Origin of the sequence: Chryseobacterium sp. C2(2020), assembly GCF_014218915.1 — a bacterium.
GTDB classification, from domain to species: Bacteria; Bacteroidota; Bacteroidia; order Flavobacteriales; family Weeksellaceae; genus Chryseobacterium; species Chryseobacterium mucoviscidosis.
In genome coordinates this window covers 185,248-201,932 of the sequence record NZ_JACLCT010000003.1, presented here as the reverse complement: position 1 = coordinate 201,932, position 16,685 = coordinate 185,248, and the positions used below count along the sequence as shown (strand labels likewise).

At 36.3% G+C, this 16,685-nt stretch carries 19 protein-coding genes; 15 read left to right on the top strand and 4 right to left on the bottom strand.

All coding sequences use genetic code 11. The features are described from left to right. Positions 1-221: 221 nt before the first annotated feature. Together H6W52_RS03320 and H6W52_RS03315 are read right to left on the bottom strand one after the other, a co-directional pair. Positions 222-1,646, bottom strand: a complete 1,425-nt coding sequence (locus tag H6W52_RS03320; RefSeq protein WP_116097496.1) for a hypothetical protein — start codon at positions 1,644-1,646, stop codon at positions 222-224. Positions 1,647-1,656: 10 nt separating this feature from the next. Further along, positions 1,657-2,841, bottom strand: a complete 1,185-nt coding sequence (locus tag H6W52_RS03315) for a hypothetical protein (RefSeq protein WP_116097494.1) — start codon at positions 2,839-2,841, stop codon at positions 1,657-1,659. Between the two features lie 199 nt (positions 2,842-3,040). Between H6W52_RS03315 and H6W52_RS03310 the strand changes: the two genes are divergently transcribed. From H6W52_RS03310 to proC, 6 genes are read left to right on the top strand one after another with little or no spacing between them, the layout of a single operon-like run. Further along, positions 3,041-4,246 (top strand): pyridoxal phosphate-dependent aminotransferase, encoded by a 1,206-nt coding sequence (locus H6W52_RS03310; RefSeq protein ID WP_076390929.1) that lies wholly within the window; start codon positions 3,041-3,043, stop codon positions 4,244-4,246. 16 nt (positions 4,247-4,262) lie between these two features. Continuing rightward, on the top strand, positions 4,263-4,742 hold the full coding sequence (locus H6W52_RS03305) for a hypothetical protein (protein WP_116097492.1): 480 nt from the start codon (positions 4,263-4,265) through the stop codon (positions 4,740-4,742). Positions 4,743-4,746: 4 nt separating this feature from the next. Then, entirely contained in the window at positions 4,747-5,760 is a 1,014-nt protein-coding gene (gene murB / locus H6W52_RS03300) for a UDP-N-acetylmuramate dehydrogenase (RefSeq protein ID WP_116097490.1), read from the top strand. A 60-nt stretch (positions 5,761-5,820) separates the two neighbouring features. After that, positions 5,821-6,117, top strand: a complete 297-nt coding sequence (locus H6W52_RS03295; protein ID WP_116097488.1) for a hypothetical protein — start codon at positions 5,821-5,823, stop codon at positions 6,115-6,117. A gap of 5 nt (positions 6,118-6,122) precedes the next feature. After that, positions 6,123-6,392, top strand: a complete 270-nt coding sequence (locus tag H6W52_RS03290; RefSeq protein WP_116097486.1) for a hypothetical protein — start codon at positions 6,123-6,125, stop codon at positions 6,390-6,392. A 53-nt stretch (positions 6,393-6,445) separates the two neighbouring features. Continuing rightward, on the top strand, positions 6,446-7,249 hold the full coding sequence (proC, locus tag H6W52_RS03285) for a pyrroline-5-carboxylate reductase (RefSeq protein WP_116097484.1): 804 nt from the start codon (positions 6,446-6,448) through the stop codon (positions 7,247-7,249). 131 nt (positions 7,250-7,380) lie between these two features. Here proC and H6W52_RS03280 read toward each other — a convergent pair whose 3' ends face one another. Beyond that, on the bottom strand, positions 7,381-7,803 hold the full coding sequence (locus tag H6W52_RS03280) for a VanZ family protein (protein ID WP_116097482.1): 423 nt from the start codon (positions 7,801-7,803) through the stop codon (positions 7,381-7,383). A gap of 55 nt (positions 7,804-7,858) precedes the next feature. On the opposite strand from H6W52_RS03280, the gene lnt reads away from it, so the two are divergent. The 6 genes from lnt to H6W52_RS03250 all read left to right on the top strand — a co-directional run bounded on the left by lnt (position 7,859) and on the right by H6W52_RS03250 (position 11,759). After that, the gene (lnt, locus tag H6W52_RS03275) at positions 7,859-9,493 is read left to right on the top strand and encodes an apolipoprotein N-acyltransferase (RefSeq protein ID WP_116097480.1); all 1,635 of its coding nucleotides are present in this window, start codon (positions 7,859-7,861) and stop codon (positions 9,491-9,493) included. Positions 9,494-9,683: 190 nt separating this feature from the next. After that, a complete protein-coding gene (gene rpmB, locus H6W52_RS03270; RefSeq protein ID WP_002976757.1) occupies positions 9,684-9,926 on the top strand; it encodes a 50S ribosomal protein L28 in 243 nt (80 codons plus the stop codon). Between the two features lie 3 nt (positions 9,927-9,929). Beyond that, positions 9,930-10,112, top strand: a complete 183-nt coding sequence (gene rpmG, locus H6W52_RS03265) for a 50S ribosomal protein L33 (RefSeq protein ID WP_027379950.1) — start codon at positions 9,930-9,932, stop codon at positions 10,110-10,112. A gap of 20 nt (positions 10,113-10,132) precedes the next feature. After that, a complete protein-coding gene (locus tag H6W52_RS03260; protein WP_087712364.1) occupies positions 10,133-10,282 on the top strand; it encodes a DUF4295 family protein in 150 nt (49 codons plus the stop codon). Between the two features lie 190 nt (positions 10,283-10,472). Next, positions 10,473-11,426, top strand: coding sequence for a signal recognition particle-docking protein FtsY (gene ftsY / locus H6W52_RS03255; protein WP_087712363.1), 954 nt, complete (start codon positions 10,473-10,475; stop codon positions 11,424-11,426). A 63-nt stretch (positions 11,427-11,489) separates the two neighbouring features. Beyond that, complete coding sequence (locus H6W52_RS03250) at positions 11,490-11,759, top strand: GlsB/YeaQ/YmgE family stress response membrane protein (RefSeq protein WP_076390923.1); 270 nt, start codon at positions 11,490-11,492, stop codon at positions 11,757-11,759. A 78-nt stretch (positions 11,760-11,837) separates the two neighbouring features. Here the strand turns inward: H6W52_RS03250 and sppA are convergent, their stop codons facing one another. Continuing rightward, positions 11,838-13,595 carry a signal peptide peptidase SppA gene (sppA, locus tag H6W52_RS03245; RefSeq protein WP_116097478.1) on the bottom strand — a complete coding sequence of 586 codons (1,758 nt, stop codon included), beginning with the start codon at positions 13,593-13,595 and terminating at the stop codon, positions 11,838-11,840. A gap of 19 nt (positions 13,596-13,614) precedes the next feature. On the opposite strand from sppA, the gene folK reads away from it, so the two are divergent. The 3 genes from folK to H6W52_RS03230 are packed head-to-tail and all read left to right on the top strand — an operon-like array spanning position 13,615 to position 16,669. Further along, positions 13,615-14,034, top strand: coding sequence for a 2-amino-4-hydroxy-6-hydroxymethyldihydropteridine diphosphokinase (gene folK, locus H6W52_RS03240; protein WP_116097476.1), 420 nt, complete (start codon positions 13,615-13,617; stop codon positions 14,032-14,034). Between the two features lie 17 nt (positions 14,035-14,051). Then, positions 14,052-15,167: an outer membrane beta-barrel protein gene (locus H6W52_RS03235; RefSeq protein ID WP_087712359.1), complete on the top strand. Its 1,116-nt coding sequence runs from the start codon at positions 14,052-14,054 to the stop codon at positions 15,165-15,167. Positions 15,168-15,208: 41 nt separating this feature from the next. Beyond that, entirely contained in the window at positions 15,209-16,669 is a 1,461-nt protein-coding gene (locus tag H6W52_RS03230) for an OmpA family protein (protein ID WP_116097474.1), read from the top strand. Positions 16,670-16,685 lie beyond the last annotated feature (16 nt).

The following is a 16,685-nucleotide window of genomic DNA, read 5'->3' as shown; positions in this document are numbered from 1 at the left end:
AACAACATGGACATTTGTAATTTTCTCCGTCATTATAAATCTGGCGAAACCATAAAATTCTATTCATAATATGACTATTTATGAAATATTTATCTAAATAAAGTTGAAGCAGGGCTACCAAGGCAATGTTTATTATATATGACAAATTACGAAAACCATCCTGATAAAAAAATCAGCCCTAAAAATTTAAGGCTGATTCTTTTAATATTATTTTGATTAAATTATTTTACAAAATTGTAAACGCTGAACATCTGGACGTCTTTCCCGTTTTTGTCCAGAAACAACAATTTATTGTTTGCCGGAACAAACTGTACTAAGTTTCCGTCTGTGAAACCATAATTCTGAAAGAAGTTTCTTCCTTTATAATCGAGTGTAAGTTCTTTCGGAGCCAGAGTGCCAAAATCGAAAGATTTCATGGAGAAACCTGTATTTCCGAATGCTCCTTTCGGATAGAATGCAGAAACATACAGATTGTCTCCGGATTCAATTACCTGAACTCTTCTTCCCGAAGGATTGCTTCCAAGCGCTACAAACTGCTTTACTTCTCCTTCTTTATTGAATTTCATTAAAACGCCAACATCAAGCGTATACACAGGATCGGGAAAACGGTTCACCGCAGTCGGCATCGGTCTTGAGATCTTTTCCTGCTGAACCACCATTAAAACTTCATCGCCTTTCACAATGGTTTTAATTACTTTCACATCGTTCATATCTTTCGCTCCCGCAAGATTGGTATTGCTGATTACGGCTTTTCCGGATTTGATGTCGTAGAACATTACTGTTCCGAATGTACTTCCACCCATCGTAACTGCCTGATTTTTTCTTCCGAAAGTTACCAGATAATCGCTGTCGTTTTTGCTGATCGCGTATAATTTTTCAGGAATATATTTATCATCAAAAGGCAGATCTTTATCTTCCGTGTTGGAAACCATCTCTATTTTATAAGATTCTTTCCAGCCTGCAGCTTTACGAAGCAACACAATTTTTCCGGAGTTGGTTAAGGTTAATGATTTTTCCACATAATCGCTGCTTAAAGAAATTTCTTTGTTCCAAAGCGGCGTTAATGTTCTTAAATCGAGAACCAGAGCATCATTGATGTTGTCTGTTTTTTTCGTGGCATATCGGTCGTTGAAAACGGCTACATATTTTCCGTTCTCAGAAAAAACCACGTAGGTCGTTCCCGATTTGTTGGTAGATTCAATCGTATATTTTGCGATACTTTTTGTGGTAAACGTTCCCGATTTTTTGCTGAAGACGTGCTGAAAAACCTCTTTTCTGTTTTCTTTTCCGAAATATTCTTCCGTAAATGCCACAAAACGGTCTTCATCTATCTGCTGAGAACCCAGATAATTGTGAAGAACACCGTTGGTTTTATTCGCGTAATCCTGAATGTAAGTATCTACAAGACTTCCGTTCTGATCGAGTTTTCTCATCAGCAGCTTTTTGTGCGGAAATACGTTTCTCATCAATCCGTCGATATTAATCGCGCTGAACATATAAGAATTGTAATCGTCTGCCAAAATCAGTTTTTCGTCGGTTTCAAGATTGGCATCGGTTGTAAATTTTGTTCCCTCCACCACTTTTACCTGAGCAAATGCGCATACAGAAGCGGTAATCATTACAGAGGCAATAATCTGTTTAATCATATTATTTTCTTTAGTTATTATAAATTTTTTCTTCTAATCTTTTTAATTCGAGGTTCGCATCGTAAGACAGTTTGATGTCTACCAAATGTTCCTGAAGTTCGTTTAAATATTTTTCCGCTTCTGTGTAATTTCCCAAAGCAAGATTCAGCCTTATTAAATTGAAATACAGATACTCTCCTATTTTTTGGTTGTACAGTGCTTTTTTATCGTTGTAATTAACTTTTCCAAGCGCAGCTTTCCACATCTCAATTCCCTTCTGCATATTTTCCATGGCAATTTTATTGGGAGCGTAATCGGATTTTGCCTGAAGTTTTTTAAGATTTGTCGTTACATAGATATATGCTTTTTCCAGATCGTCGTAATCCCCTTTATTTTTTACCGTTTCTAAAGTAACCGATGAATGGATGGTCTGATATCCGAAATGATCATTGATGATATTTCTTGTACGGTCCATTGTTCTCTGCAGATATCTTTTTTCGTGGACATTGAGGTTGATTTCATTTGTAGGTACACTTGCGATCTCGGCAAAGTCTGAAAAGTACGTTTTATCTAATTTAACCACTCCGTTCTGTTTTCCGACAATTCTCACCGGCTGATTGGCGAATGTTTTCCCCTGATTGTCCTGAAAATTCGTTCTTTCCATTTCAACAAGCACATCAAGATGATTCCCTCCTTTTGAAAATCCGGCAACATCCATCTGAGAAGCGAGAATTTTATTATCGACAATTAAAGCATCTTTAAGGTCGGGCTGTCTGTAAACCGGCATCGGCGGAATATTGAGGACAGGTCTTGAAGGCAGTCTTAAAATTGGCGCTCCGTTTACAGCGGCAATTTTTTCGACAGCAGATAATTTATTGTACTCGGCAGATTCAAGCTTGAATTTTTCCTGAAGCTTTTTTACTTCCGCTTCATAATCTTTCAGCCTTTCCTGATGTTCGATCTTTGCGGTTTCTACATTCGTCTGATAATTATTTACCTGATTCTGATGCTCTTCTTTAGACATCCTTAAAACATCATCTTTCGTAATATTATAAGGGGATTTTACCGTGATGGTGTAATTTCTGTTGGCAAGATCTGTTGTAAAAACAGGCTCTTTCAACAACTGAAAACTGATGGTTTCTTTATCAATTCTCTGCCCGAAAACAGACTGAACCGAAAACAAAACAACCGGAAAAAGTAAATCTAATTTCTTCATATATCTATTTAAATTCCGGGCAAAAGTAAAATAAATTATTAATAAAACACTTTCTGTATCTATTATTAAGGAAATATTCACTTTAAAGGGGTTCTTAAAGCAAATCATTCAACTTAACCCGTTAAAATTCTTTCTTTATAAGCTTTATTTTATTATTGAGAAATTATATCTTATTTTTGCCATACAAATTTTTTGAACAATGCCGAATATTTCAAACAGAGCACTCCACATGCCGCCATCGCCGGTAAGAAAATTGGTTCCTTTCGCCCTAAAAGCGAAGCAGAAAGGGACAAAAGTTTATCATCTTAATATCGGGCAACCGGATATTGAAACTCCGGAAACGGCACTGAATGCTTTAAAGAATATTGATTTAAAAGTATTGGAATATGCTCTTTCTGAAGGAAATATCGACTACAGAAAAGCACTTACAGAATATTATCATTCATTGGATTTCACAGATCTTACACCGGATAATTTCATTGTAACCAACGGAGGATCAGAAGCTTTAAATTTCGCCATTTCTACTTTGTGCGATGATGGTGATGAAGTAATCATTCCTGAACCTTATTATGCCAATTATAACGGATTTACAAGTACGTTCAATGTAAATGTAGTAGCGATTCCTTCTACCATTGATACTGGTTTTGCGCTTCCTCCGGTTGAAGAATTTGAGAAAAAAATCACCGAAAAAACAAGAGCTATCGTTATCTGCAACCCCGGAAATCCTACCGGTTATCTTTACACCCGTGAAGAACTTCAGAAACTGGCGGAAATTGCTTTAAAATATGACATCGTAGTTATTTCAGACGAGGTATACAGAGAGTATGTTTACGACGGAAAACAGCAGGTTTCTATGCTGGCTTTTCCTGAACTGGCAGAGAACTGTATCATTATCGATTCAGAATCCAAACGTTACTCAATGTGCGGCGTAAGAATCGGATGTATGATTACGCGTTCTAAAAAAATCCACGATGCGGCAATGCTTTTTGCACAGGCAAGATTAAGCCCTGTTTTACTGGGACAGATCGCGGCAACGGCGGCTCACCAAAATGACGGAGCTTACATCAGAGCGGTAAGAGAAGAATATACGCACAGAAGAAATGTTCTGGTAGATTTACTGAACGCCATTCCGGGAGTAATCTGCCCAAAACCGAAAGGCGCATTCTACTGCGTTGCGGAACTTCCGGTAGACGATACTGAAAAGTTTGCTCAGTGGCTTCTGGAAAGCTATTCCCACAATAACGAAACCATTATGGTGGCTCCTGCAGGAGGATTCTACAGCAATCCGGAACTGGGGAAAAAGCAGGTAAGAATTGCTTACGTTCTGAAAGAGGAAGATTTAAGAAGAAGCGCAGCAATCCTTAAAGATGCTCTTGAAAAATACAAATCAGAATTCAGTCTTTAATTTAAACTAACATAATATGTCAGCAATAAAATATCATAGTTTGAAATTGTTCTCACTATTTATTTTATTGCTGATATTTTTTTCATGTAACAGCAAGAAAGAAGAAAATTATTCCGGAAACGCCAACGAAATTATTTCGATAAGCTATTCGGATATCGGTGGAGATCTCGGAAATTACAAAATCGTAAAAATTAACAAGGATTCTGTTTTTGCAGAACAGGGAGTTTCAGCAAAGAAAATCCACAAAGAATGGAAATCTGCAATAACCCCGCAAATCTGGAAAAGAGTAACGGCGTCTCTTAATGTAAAAACGTTAGACAAAATAAAAAGTTCTCCCAGCAAACAGCCGGTTGACGGTTTTGATGAAACTTTCCAGATCAGAACGCCGAAAAAATACCACGTTTATGTAAATTCGTATTCGGATACTATTTATTATCAACAGCTTCAGAAATTAAAAGACCAGATTAACGCCCTTCTTCCAACAGAATATAACTAAAATAATGCACGAAAATTATTCACTAAAGCCATACAATACTTTCGGGGTAGATGTAAAAGCAAGATATTTCACCGAAATAAATACCGTTGAAGAACTGAAAGAAGCCATTAGTTTCTCCGGCTCTCATTCGCTTAATACTTTATTTTTAGGAGGCGGAAGCAATGTTTTATTTACAAAAGATTTTGACGGATTGGTGATTAAATTAAACCTGAAAGGAATTTCCGTGCAGCCTGTAAATGAATATGAAGTTCTGGTTACCGCAAAAGCAGGCGAAAACTGGCACGAATTCGTGATGTTCTGTCTGGATAAGAATTTTGGCGGACTGGAAAATCTTTCCTTAATTCCGGGGAACGTAGGAACTTCGCCGATGCAGAATATCGGAGCTTACGGAACTGAAATTAAAGATGTTTTTTATGACTGTAAGGTTTTAAATCTTGAAACTCTGGAAATTGAAACTTTTGATCTTGAAAAATGCAGATTCGGGTACAGAGACTCAATTTTTAAACAGGAAGGAAAAGGTAAATATGTGATTTTAGAAGTTTCGTTCCGACTTACCTTCCGAAATCATAAGATCAAAACAGAGTACGGCGCAATACAGTCTGAACTTGAAAGTTCAGGTATTGAAAATCCTACGATTCAGGATGTTTCCAGAGCGGTTATCAATATTCGGCAAAGCAAATTACCTGATCCGAAAGAAACAGGAAATGCGGGAAGTTTCTTTAAAAATCCCACGATTCCTTTGGCTCAGTTTGAAACATTACAGCAGAAATTTGAAAATATCCCGGGCTATCCGAACGGAAATTCTGTAAAAGTTCCTGCAGGATGGCTGATTGAACAATCCGGCTGGAAAGGAAAACAAATAGGAAATGCTGCCTCACATAAATTACAGGCTCTGGTCATCGTTAACGCAACAGGAAACGCAACCGGAAAGGAAATTTTTGATTTTTCAACAGAAATTATTAATTCCGTGAAAGAAAAATTCGGGATTGAACTGGAAAGGGAGGTGAATATTATTTAATTATCATAAATTATTTTTTAATTTAATAGAATTAAATTAAGGTTTGAAATTCAAATAATCATGAAAAAATACTTTATCCTGTTGAGCTTAGCAGTTGTAATAAGCTGTCAAGAAGGGAAATTTACATCAATTAACGGAGAAGAAAAACAATTATCTTCATTAATTGGTATGAAAGTCTTTGATGTAATTTACAATGAATCTAAAGCTAATCCGGAAACTCTAACTGGCACAAATAATAATCGATGGGTTATTTATTTGGATGATATCAACATAACATTAGAAACTGATAAATCTACCGATACCGTTAAAAAGGCTTCTTTAGGTAAAAAACCAAAAAAAAGTACTTGGGCTAATTAAGTTGTATGGAATGGAAAACTATTAAGATTAAAATTAAGAAAAGTCTTCTTAACAGAAATTTAAAGAATCCAAATATTAGAATTAATGCTTTAGATAATATTGAAAAAATTATAGAGAAATTTGATCCAGAAATTTTGATTAACCCCTTAGATAAGTTTAAATCTATTGATAAAAAATTATTAAAAGAACAACTATCAAAATATAAAAAAAATTATAAATTAAATTCTGCTGAAAGTAGTATCATTAATGAAATATACTATTTAGTAAATAGCTGAATTAATTATTTAAAAAAAAATAAATTGAACTGATTATTTAAAAACACACAAATATGAAAATAGCAATTCTCGGAGCCGGAAATATGGGCTTATCTTTTTCAAAGTCTTTTCTGAAATATGAACTGATAAAGCCTGAAAACCTTCATTTAATTACAAGAAACCAGTCTAAATTTTCTAAAATCTCGGAAGAATTTCCAAAGTCTAAGATCTCTACTTTTGATGAAGTGAAAGATTTAGATGCAGATTTAATTATCATTGCCGTAAAACCTCAGGATTTTCAGCACGTAGCGGAAAATTTCCGGTTTCAGCTAAAAGAAAACCAGATGGTTTTATCGATTATGGCAGGAATTAAAATCGAGAAAATTCAGAAATTATTAAATCATCCATTGGTTGTAAGAGCCATGCCCAACTCTCCTACTCTTCTCGGAATGGGAATTACAGGCTACACTTCTGCGGAAGGAATTTCTTTCAGCCAGTTAATTAGTATCGAGAGACTATTAAATTCTACCGGAAGATCTGTTTATCTGGAAAATGAAGAATTGTTGGACAGTGTTACGGCGCTTTCGGGAAGCGGACCTGCTTATTTTTACTACATCATCGATGCGATGATAAAAGCGGGTGTAGAAATGGGAATCGAGGAAAATCTTTCCCAGCTTTTTGTGAAACAGACGATGTTGGGAGCGTATCATTTAATCAACAATTCGGATAAAAGTCTGGAAGAACTCATTAAAGATGTGGCTTCCAAAGGCGGAACCACTGAAGCTGCCCTGAAATCCTTCAATGAAAATAATTTAAAGGAAATTCTGAAGGGCGGAATTCTGAGTGCAGAAAAACGTGCGAAGGAACTGAATGGATAATCAGACTTTTTCAGAGGATAAATAAAAATCGACTTCAGCCTGAATTTATACTAAGTTTTGGCTAAAGCCGATTTTATTTCTTATTATTAAATTGGACTAAAACTATTTCCAGTGATGTATTCTTAAATATTTCAAACCATCCAGTTTGGAAATCGTTTTTCGATAAAATTCTTCATTAAAAAGCCTAGAAATACGCCAAAAGTATTCAGAATAATATCATCCACCTCAAAAATTCCCATTCTGGAAAAGTACTGAATCGCTTCCACAATGGTAATTGCCGAAATAAACGTAAAAAGGAGATTCTGTAAATCCTGAAGTCTGGGAAAAATCCAGCCGAGAAATCCGAAAGGAATAAACATCACCACATTTCCGACAACAATGGTCACGATTTCTTTCCAGGAAATACATCCTTTAATGAAATTGATGGTAGAAAATATCGGCTCTATGGTTAACAGATTATCTTCCATCTGCGTTCTGCCCATCCCGAAAAACATGAGGCACAGCAAAAACAGCGTATAAGGAACAATAATGATTTTATAAAATTTCTTTAACATCGTTTGCAAATTTATTCATTTCAAAAACATTAAATTTGTATGTTAAATCAATTTAATGAAATACGTTTTACTTACGCTCATTTCAGCGATGCTTTTGTCCGTTTCGTGGCCTACTTACGGCGTTCCGTTTTTTATATTTTTTGCGCTGGTTCCGCTTTTGATGATGGAACACGGAGTATCTAAATTTTCAGATTACAGCAGAAAAAGCTGGGTCGTTTTCGGACTTTCCTACCTTTGTTTTGTGATTTGGAATGTGGTAACAACAGGATGGCTTTATGGTTCAAAAAATCCGGACGGAAGCCATTCTATGATGGCGGTTGTATTTCCGGTATTGGTCAATTCTTTCCTGTATTCATTGGTTTTCCAATGCTATCACTGGTACAAAAATGCACAGGGAACCTATTGGGGTTTAGGATTTCTGATTGCGATCTGGATGAGCTTTGAAAAGTTCCATTTAGGCTGGGAATTAACATGGCCATGGCTGAATCTTGGAAATGTTTTTTCCGATTATCCTAAACTTATCCAATGGTACGATACTTTAGGAGCAACCGGCGGAAGTTTCTGGATCCTGCTCATTAATGTATTGATTTTCTACACTGTAAGAATTTGGGAAGCAGGGAGAAAAAGAAAAGAACTTATTAAAAACACCTCCATTGTTGCCGCTTTAATCATTATTCCGATGATTATTTCTGTGGTAAAATATAATAATTTTGATGAAAAACCCATCGGAAGCGTTAATGTTCTGATGCTTCAGCCTGATCTGGATCCGTATGCAGAAAAATACACGCAGGACAGCTTAACGATTGAAAACGATCTTCTAAGCCTTGCAGAAAGAAATTCTAAAACAAAAATAGATTATTACATTGCGCCCGAAACTGCGCTTCCGGGAAGAGGTTCTATTTCGGAAACCGCTTTTGAAAAGAGTGTTATTTTAAATAATCTTAAAGGGTTTTTAGCCCAACATCCGGGTTCGGTTTTCGCAACAGGAATTTCTTCGCATCGTTTTTTTACAAGTGAAAAAAATCTACCGAAAGAAGCTTACCAGATTCATACGGGACTTTGGGTGGAAAGTTTTAATTCGGCGGTGCAGGTTATTCCGAATCAGAAGGTAGAAGTCTACCACAAAGGAAAGCTGGTTCCGGGCGTGGAAATCTTCCCTTATATGAACTATTTAAAGCCACTTCTGGGCGATGCAATGATTAATCTGGGCGGAACGGTTGCTTCTCTGGGAACCGATAAAGAAAGGGTTGCTTTTTCAAATCCTTTCAACAAAGGAAAAATGGCTCCGATCATCTGTTATGAAAGCATTTATGGTGAATTTACGGGAGAGTATGTAAAAAAAGGGGCGAATTTTTTAGCCATCATGACCAACGATTCATGGTGGGGCGTTACAGAAGGGCATAAACAGCTTCTTTCCTACGCAAAATTAAGAGCTATTGAAACCCGAAGAGAAATCGCAAGAGCTGCAAACAGCGGAATTTCCGCTCATATTAATGCGAAAGGGGAAATCATGGAAGATACTTTTTACGGCGATAAAACCGCTTTATTTTCTAAAATAAACCTGTATGACGGGATGACTTTTTATACGAGATCAGGAGATCTTCTGTCAAGATTCTCCATTTTTGCTTTAGGATTTCTGCTGTTTTATTTTTTAATCCGCTGGTTTCAGAGAAAGACACAAAAGGCTTAAAATTATTATTTCCGAAATATAAAACAGATCATTCTTAAAGCCAGTGCGTGCTGTGAGTGATATTACCAGAAATCGGGATTAATAATCTGTATATTATTTATAAATAATTTTGTAAAAGATTTGTCTATCTGAAAAATTCTTCGTTATTTTGCACACTCAAATATTATAGTACAAATAAGAACATCGAGATATGTCAAGAATTTGCCAAATAACAGGAAAGCGTGCAATGGTTGGTAACAACGTTTCTCACGCTAATAACAAAACGAAGCGTCGTTTTGAAATTAACTTATTAGAGAAGAAATTTTACCTTCCGGAGCAAGATAAGCACGTAACACTGAAAGTATCAGCTCATGGATTGAGAGTGATTAACAAGATTGGAATCGAGGAAGCTATTGAAAGAGCTACTAGAAACGGATTGATAAAAAAGAACTAAATCATGGCAAAAAAAGGAAATAGAGTTCAAGTAATCCTTGAATGTACAGAGCACAAAGAGAGCGGTATGCCGGGAATGTCAAGATACATTTCTACTAAAAATAAAAAGAACACTACAGAGAGATTGGAATTGAAAAAATACAATCCTGTTCTTAAGAAAGTTACAGTTCACAAAGAAATCAAGTAATTTATAAAATATAATTTACCATGGCAAAGAAAGTAGTAGCAACCCTACAAACCGGGTCTAAAAAAATGACCAAAGTGGTGAAAATGGTGAAGTCTCCAAAATCAGGAGCTTACGTTTTCGAAGAAAAAGTAATGAATGCAGACGAAGTTGACGGTTATTTGAAAAAATAATCTGCACTTTATTTACAATATAAAAAACTACTCATATTTTGGGTAGTTTTTTTGTTATCTTTGCTTTTAATCTAATCTGGAAGTCGGAAGCTGGATGCCGGAAGTTCATCATAAAACTTAAAAATCAGGTTTTAAACTTCTGGTCTCCCCCTACTTCCATCATAAACATTAAAATTCCATAATTCATAAGATGAGTTGGTTTAAGAATATTTTTAAAAAAGAAGAAAAAGAAACGTTAGATAAAGGATTGGAAAAATCCAGCCAGGGTTTCTTTGAAAAAATGACGAAAGCCGTAGTCGGCAAAAGCAAAGTAGATGATGAAGTTCTTGATGATCTTGAAGAAGTACTCATTGCATCCGACGTCGGCGCATCTACCACCATCAAAATTATAGAAAGAATAGAAGAACGTGTTGCAAGAGACAAATACGTTGGTGTAAACGAACTTGATAAAATCCTTCGTGAAGAAATCTCAGGTCTTCTGCTTGAAAATCCTCACGCCGGAACAGGAAATATCGACACTTCCAAAAAGCCTTACGTCATTATGGTTGTCGGGGTAAACGGGGTAGGAAAAACAACCACTATCGGAAAACTGGCACATCAGTTTACTTCAGAAGGGAAAAAGGTGGTTTTAGGAGCGGCAGATACATTCAGAGCCGCTGCGGTGGATCAACTGGTAATCTGGAGCCAGAGAGTCGGAGTTCCTATTGTAAAGCAGGAAATGGGTTCAGATCCGGCTTCCGTAGCATTTGACACGGTACAGAGCGCGGTTGCCCAAAATGCAGATGTGGTTATCATTGATACGGCAGGAAGACTTCATAATAAGATTAATTTGATGAATGAACTTTCTAAAATCAAGAGAGTAATGCAGAAGGTGATTCCGGATGCGCCTCATGAGATTTTACTGGTTCTTGACGGTTCTACCGGTCAGAATGCTTTTGAACAGGCAAAACAGTTTACAGCCGCTACGGAAGTTAATGCTTTAGCGGTAACCAAACTTGACGGAACAGCGAAAGGAGGAGTTGTGATCGGGATTTCAGATCAGTTCCAGATTCCTGTGAAATATATAGGTGTCGGAGAAAAGATGCAGGACCTGCAGTTGTTTAATGGTACGGAGTTTGTAGATTCATTTTTCAAAAAAAGATAACAGCTCATATTTTTTTATAAATTAGCTGTATCTATTAACACTAATTTTAAAAAAATAATTATTATGTTCACATTTATTCTTTGGATTATTTTCGGACTGGTTGTAGGTGCTTTGGCTAAAATGATAATGCCTGGCAAACAAAATATGGGTTGGCTAATGACCTGTATTTTAGGAATCATCGGAGCTTTTGTCGGCGGGTTTATTGCCAATGCCATATTTGGCGGCGGCGGAGCAAGCGATGAAAGAATGTTTCACTTCTGGCCCATTATTTTTTCAGTGGGAGGTGCTTTAATCGTTCTGTGGATTTACGGAATGCTTACGAAGAAAAGCTAAGTTTGATTAGCCATAAAAAATTAAAACGGCGGATTTGAAATTCAAATCCGCCGTTTCTTTGTACAATATATAATTTAGTTAGTTGATTTTAATCTGGTAAGGCATTTCCATTTTCACTTCAGACTGTAGTTTTCTTTCTTCCACGATCTGCTCTAAAAGTTCATAATTTGCTTTTCCAATTTTGTTTTTTACCACTCTTGCAGAGATATCTTCTTCATTAAGATCTTTAAAAATCTGCTCGAAAGGCGTCATGCTTTTAGGATAAGAAGAAACTCCGTAAGACTTTAAACCGGCTTTCTGAGCAGCAAATTTCACGGCATCATTCAATGTTCCCAATTCATCTACAAGACCAATCTGTTTAGCTCTGGTTCCGCTCCATACTCTTCCTCCACCTACACTGTCGATCTGTTCGAAAGTCTGTTTTCTGTTCTGCGTTACAAAATGCACGAATCTTTTATAAGTTCCTTCCACACTTCTGGTAATTAAGCTTACTCCGTAAGGCGTAACTCCGTTTAAAGAAGAATAATATTGAGAATTCGCATTCGTAGAAACAATATCGGAACGGATTCCGTTTTTATTCGCAATATCCTTGAAATAAGGAATCACTCCGAAAACTCCGATAGAACCCGTAAGCGTGTTTGGTTCAGAATAAATCTTATCTGCAGCCATTGCAATATAATACCCTCCCGAAGCAGCATAATCTCCAAAAGATACTATTAATGGTTTTTTCTTTTTCAACTGCTGCAATTCGAATAAAATCTCATCCGAAGCATTTGCGCTTCCTCCCGGAGAATTAATTCTGAAAACAACCGCCTTTACTTTATCGTTATCCTGAAGTTCCTTGATGTATTTAATGTATTTCTCGGAATGGATATCATTATAATCGTCTCCTCCGTTAATGGAACCTGAAGCATACAAAACCGCTACTCTGTCTCCCGATTTTTCATCATCAGAATAAGAAGCAATATATTTACCTAAAGAAATTTTATTTAACTTATCGTCTCCTGATAAATTTAACTTCGATTTAATTAATTGATCGTATTCTGTTTTCTGAATTAATTTGTCCGCCAGTTTATATTTTAAACTTAAATCAGGAATCATTCCATACAAACTGTCGACCACCGTTCTGAACTGTGCCGTATCTATTTTTCTTGAAACCGCCATTCTTGAAGAAGTGTTTTTCCAGATATCATTTAAAAGTGTGCTTAATTGCTCTTTATTTTCCGGAGAAATATCATTTCTTAAAAAAGGTTCAACCGCAGATTTAAATTTTCCGTGACGGATAACTTCAATCCCGATTCCGTATTTGTCGGCAAAATCTTTATAAAAAGCGACTTCCGTTGCCAAACCTTTAAGCTCGATCATTCCCGAAGGATTAAGATAATACTGATCTGCAACCGATCCTAAATAATAAGCTGCCTGAGAAACCGTATTTCCATAAGCATACACAAATTTTCCGCTCTTTTTAAAATCCTGAATAGCATTTCTGAGATCGTCAATCTGAGTAATTCCTGCATTTAAATAATCGGCTTCAATGCTTATTCCTTTAATATTATCATCGGTTTTTGCTTTTTCGATGGCTTCAATAGCATCATAAATCAACACATTTTTTGTCTGTTCACTAATATTAAAAAGTCCTTTCTGCTCTTCTGTAGGACTGTCTATTATATTAGTTTTTAAATTAATCGTAAGGACAGAATTTTTCTTTACAACCACAGATTTCTCACTTCCCATTGCGCTGAACACCAGCATGATGATAAAAAAGAAGAAAAACACAGCGCCTAAAATGACAATAGCCACTATATTTGCCAGTACATTTTTAAAAAAGCTTTTCATAAATCAATCATTTTACAATATGTCGCAACATAAAGTCGTTTTGTTACTCGGAAGTAATCTTGGAGATCAAAAAAAAAATCTTGAAACCGCTATAAAAAAACTGCAAAATGGTGGAAATGAAATATTAAAATTAAGTGAATTTTTAATATCCGAGCCCGTAGAATTTGCCAGTTCTAATATTTTTTGTAATATTGCACTGATAATGTTTACTCGTCTTTCGCCGATTCAACTGCTTGATTTTGTTAAAAGTATTGAAAAAGAAATGGGAAGAGCTAACGATTCTAAAGCTTCAGGAGGATATTCTGATAGAGTAATAGACATAGATATCGTTACCTATAATGAACTAAAATTTGTCTCAGAAAGATTGGAGATCCCTCACAAAAAGCATCTTTTTGAAAGAGAATTTTCAAAAACATTATTAAGAAATTTTATCAAATAAAACATAAAACATATTGTATGAAATTAGGTTTATTATTATTGGCTACGTTGCCTATTGCTGCTTATGCACAAGATAGTATAGCTGTTACTTCAAATGATAAGTATCCCAATACATTTTCTTCAGGTTCTGCCAATGTTCAACCTTTCGACACAAAAGCAAAAAGATTCAACGACTGGTCTGTATCAGTAGGTGGGGGTGCTGCATTTATGGTTCACTCCGATCTGAAGTCTATTACAGATAAAAAAATCAACTGGGGCTACAATTCATATGTGAGTTTAGACAAACAGATTACCCATGTTGTAGGAATCAGCCTTATTTATCAGAGAGGAGAAACAAATCAGAGAGGACAGCTTGAAGGAGCTGCAGGCGTAGCTGCCGGAGTGGCAGAAGCCAAAACGAAATATAACCAGATTGCTTTAATGGGAGATGTAAACTTTTCTAATCTTTTAAGAAGAGTAGACAATCATTCTCCTTACAGATGGGCATTGCATGGTTATGCCGGTGTTGGTTTAATGAATTTCAATACTTCTTTATATGATAATAATGAATTCAGATGGAGCACTACTCCTGCAAGAATTCCATTATTCATTAACCAAAAGTTAGACATCAACTCAATTTATTATCAGCTTGGTGCAGGTTTGAAATATAAAGTTTCAAAACTTATCGACATTGAAGCGAGAACGATGTACATCATCAGTGGAGACGACGAATTCGACGGTGGTGGTAATGCAGGTCCTGCAGATTACGATGTTACTTCTAAAGTATCAAAGTATAATATGCTTGATAAAAGAAGATCTGATAATGCATGGACAGTGAACTTAGGTGTTTCTTTCAAACTAGGAAAACACAATTCTCATCTGGCTTGGCACGATCCTTTACAGGAAGCATATTACAGAACCAATGTTCTGGAAAACAAAAGCACGGAACTCGTAGTATGTGAAAAAGGTGATCTTGATAACGACGGAGTATGCGACGATTGGGACAGACAGCTTGATACTCCTGCAGGAGCAAGAGTAGACGGAGCCGGAGTTGCTTTAGATATGGATCTGGATGGCGTAATCGATTTATACGATAAGTGTGTAACGGTTCCCGGACCGGTAGAAAATCAAGGTTGTCCTACTACAGCCAAATAATTATAACTAAATCATTTAATTAACTAAATAAAAAATACACTATGAAATTAAGTTTAGCAATTGTTGCATTAGCACTTACTGTTCCTACAGTTGCCTTTGCACAGGACTCAACTGCAGTAGTTTCAAACGGGCAATATCCAAATACGTTTTCTTCGGGCTCTGCAAATGTTTCCCCGTTTACCAATAAATCTAAAAGATTTAACGATTGGGCAATCTCTTTCGGTGCTGGTGTACCATTAGTTCAATCTGCAGACTTAACATCTATAAAAAGCGGAAACGGTAAAAACCTTTTTGGTTATTCTGCATATGTAAGTATTGATAAAGCCATTACTCACGCTTTTGGTCTTAATTTACAATACGACAGAGGAGAAACGAGACAGGGATGGTTTAATACAAAAGATTCTGCGCCTTCTGACGCTTCAGCGTATCAACGTGTAGCTGCAAGAACGCAATATGATGCAATCTCATTATTAGGAGACATTAACTTCTCAAACCTATTCAGAAGAGTGGATAACCATTCTCCTTACAGATGGGCTTTGCATGGATATGCAGGTATCGGAACTTTAGCCTACAGAGCTTATCAGAAAGATGATAAAGGACAAAGATTGGCAACGGAAATCAAGCCGTTCCAACTTGGATCTATGTTTGCTCAGGCAGGTGCCGGTGTGAAATTTAAAGTAAACAGAAGAATCGATATCGAAGGTAGAGTAATGTATGCCGTTACCGGTGATGATGAATTTGACGGTGGAGGAGACAAATACAGCACGATCAACCAACGTGAAGAGCAGGTTTCTGATAACTTCTTCAACGCTACTTTAGGGGTTTCTTTAAAACTTGGAAAACACGAATCTCACTTAATGTGGCACGATCCACTTCAGGAGATCTACTATAAATTAGATGTTTTGGCTAACAAAAATCAGGATATCGAAGTTTGTAAGAAAGGAGATCTTGATAACGACGGTGTTTGCGACGATTGGGACAGACAGCTTGATACTCCTGCAGGAGCAAGAGTGGACGGTGCGGGTGTAGCTCTTGATACTGACTTAGACGGTGTTATTGATCTATACGATAAGTGTGTAACCGTTCCGGGACCAGTAGAAAACCAAGGTTGCCCTACAACAGCTCCTACTCCGGTTGGACCAGTTGATGAAAAAGAAACAAAATTAGATGGAATCGAATTTGATCTGAATTCAGACAGAATTTTACCTTCTAACACTCCAATTCTTAACAACGCCGTAAATTATATTAATTCTTCTAATGGATCTTACACAGTAGTTGGAGCAACAGATACAAGAGCTTCTGATGCATACAACCAAAAACTTTCTGAAAGAAGAGCGAACAACGTAAAAGATTATTTAATTAAAAACGGAGTTCAGTCCGGTAAGCTTAACGCAGTAGGTAGAGGTGAAAAAGACCTTAAATATCCTGAATGCGACCCTGCTACTAAATGTCCTGAATGGAAAAACAGAGCAAACAGAAGAGTTTACTTCGAAGCTAAATAATAAAAATTTATTATTA

Excerpts from the sequence above, each read along its gene's own strand:
- rpmG (WP_027379950.1), top strand. The coding sequence starts at position 9,930 with ATGGCAAAAAAAGGAAATAGAGTTCAAGTAATCCTTGAATGTACAGAG.
- lnt (WP_116097480.1), top strand. The coding sequence starts at position 7,859 with ATGAAATACGTTTTACTTACGCTCATTTCAGCGATGCTTTTGTCCGTT.
- sppA (WP_116097478.1), bottom strand. The coding sequence starts at position 13,595 with ATGAAAAGCTTTTTTAAAAATGTACTGGCAAATATAGTGGCTATTGTC.
- H6W52_RS03290 (WP_116097486.1), top strand. The coding sequence starts at position 6,123 with ATGGAATGGAAAACTATTAAGATTAAAATTAAGAAAAGTCTTCTTAAC.
- H6W52_RS03250 (WP_076390923.1), top strand. The coding sequence starts at position 11,490 with ATGTTCACATTTATTCTTTGGATTATTTTCGGACTGGTTGTAGGTGCT.
- H6W52_RS03310 (WP_076390929.1), top strand. The coding sequence starts at position 3,041 with ATGCCGAATATTTCAAACAGAGCACTCCACATGCCGCCATCGCCGGTA.
- H6W52_RS03230 (WP_116097474.1), top strand. The coding sequence starts at position 15,209 with ATGAAATTAAGTTTAGCAATTGTTGCATTAGCACTTACTGTTCCTACA.
- H6W52_RS03305 (WP_116097492.1), top strand. The coding sequence starts at position 4,263 with ATGTCAGCAATAAAATATCATAGTTTGAAATTGTTCTCACTATTTATT.
- H6W52_RS03280 (WP_116097482.1), bottom strand. The coding sequence starts at position 7,803 with ATGTTAAAGAAATTTTATAAAATCATTATTGTTCCTTATACGCTGTTT.
- H6W52_RS03235 (WP_087712359.1), top strand. The coding sequence starts at position 14,052 with ATGAAATTAGGTTTATTATTATTGGCTACGTTGCCTATTGCTGCTTAT.
- H6W52_RS03260 (WP_087712364.1), top strand. The coding sequence starts at position 10,133 with ATGGCAAAGAAAGTAGTAGCAACCCTACAAACCGGGTCTAAAAAAATG.
- folK (WP_116097476.1), top strand. The coding sequence starts at position 13,615 with ATGTCGCAACATAAAGTCGTTTTGTTACTCGGAAGTAATCTTGGAGAT.
- ftsY (WP_087712363.1), top strand. The coding sequence starts at position 10,473 with ATGAGTTGGTTTAAGAATATTTTTAAAAAAGAAGAAAAAGAAACGTTA.
- murB (WP_116097490.1), top strand. The coding sequence starts at position 4,747 with ATGCACGAAAATTATTCACTAAAGCCATACAATACTTTCGGGGTAGAT.
- proC (WP_116097484.1), top strand. The coding sequence starts at position 6,446 with ATGAAAATAGCAATTCTCGGAGCCGGAAATATGGGCTTATCTTTTTCA.
- H6W52_RS03320 (WP_116097496.1), bottom strand. The coding sequence starts at position 1,646 with ATGATTAAACAGATTATTGCCTCTGTAATGATTACCGCTTCTGTATGC.
- rpmB (WP_002976757.1), top strand. The coding sequence starts at position 9,684 with ATGTCAAGAATTTGCCAAATAACAGGAAAGCGTGCAATGGTTGGTAAC.
- H6W52_RS03295 (WP_116097488.1), top strand. The coding sequence starts at position 5,821 with ATGAAAAAATACTTTATCCTGTTGAGCTTAGCAGTTGTAATAAGCTGT.
- H6W52_RS03315 (WP_116097494.1), bottom strand. The coding sequence starts at position 2,841 with ATGAAGAAATTAGATTTACTTTTTCCGGTTGTTTTGTTTTCGGTTCAG.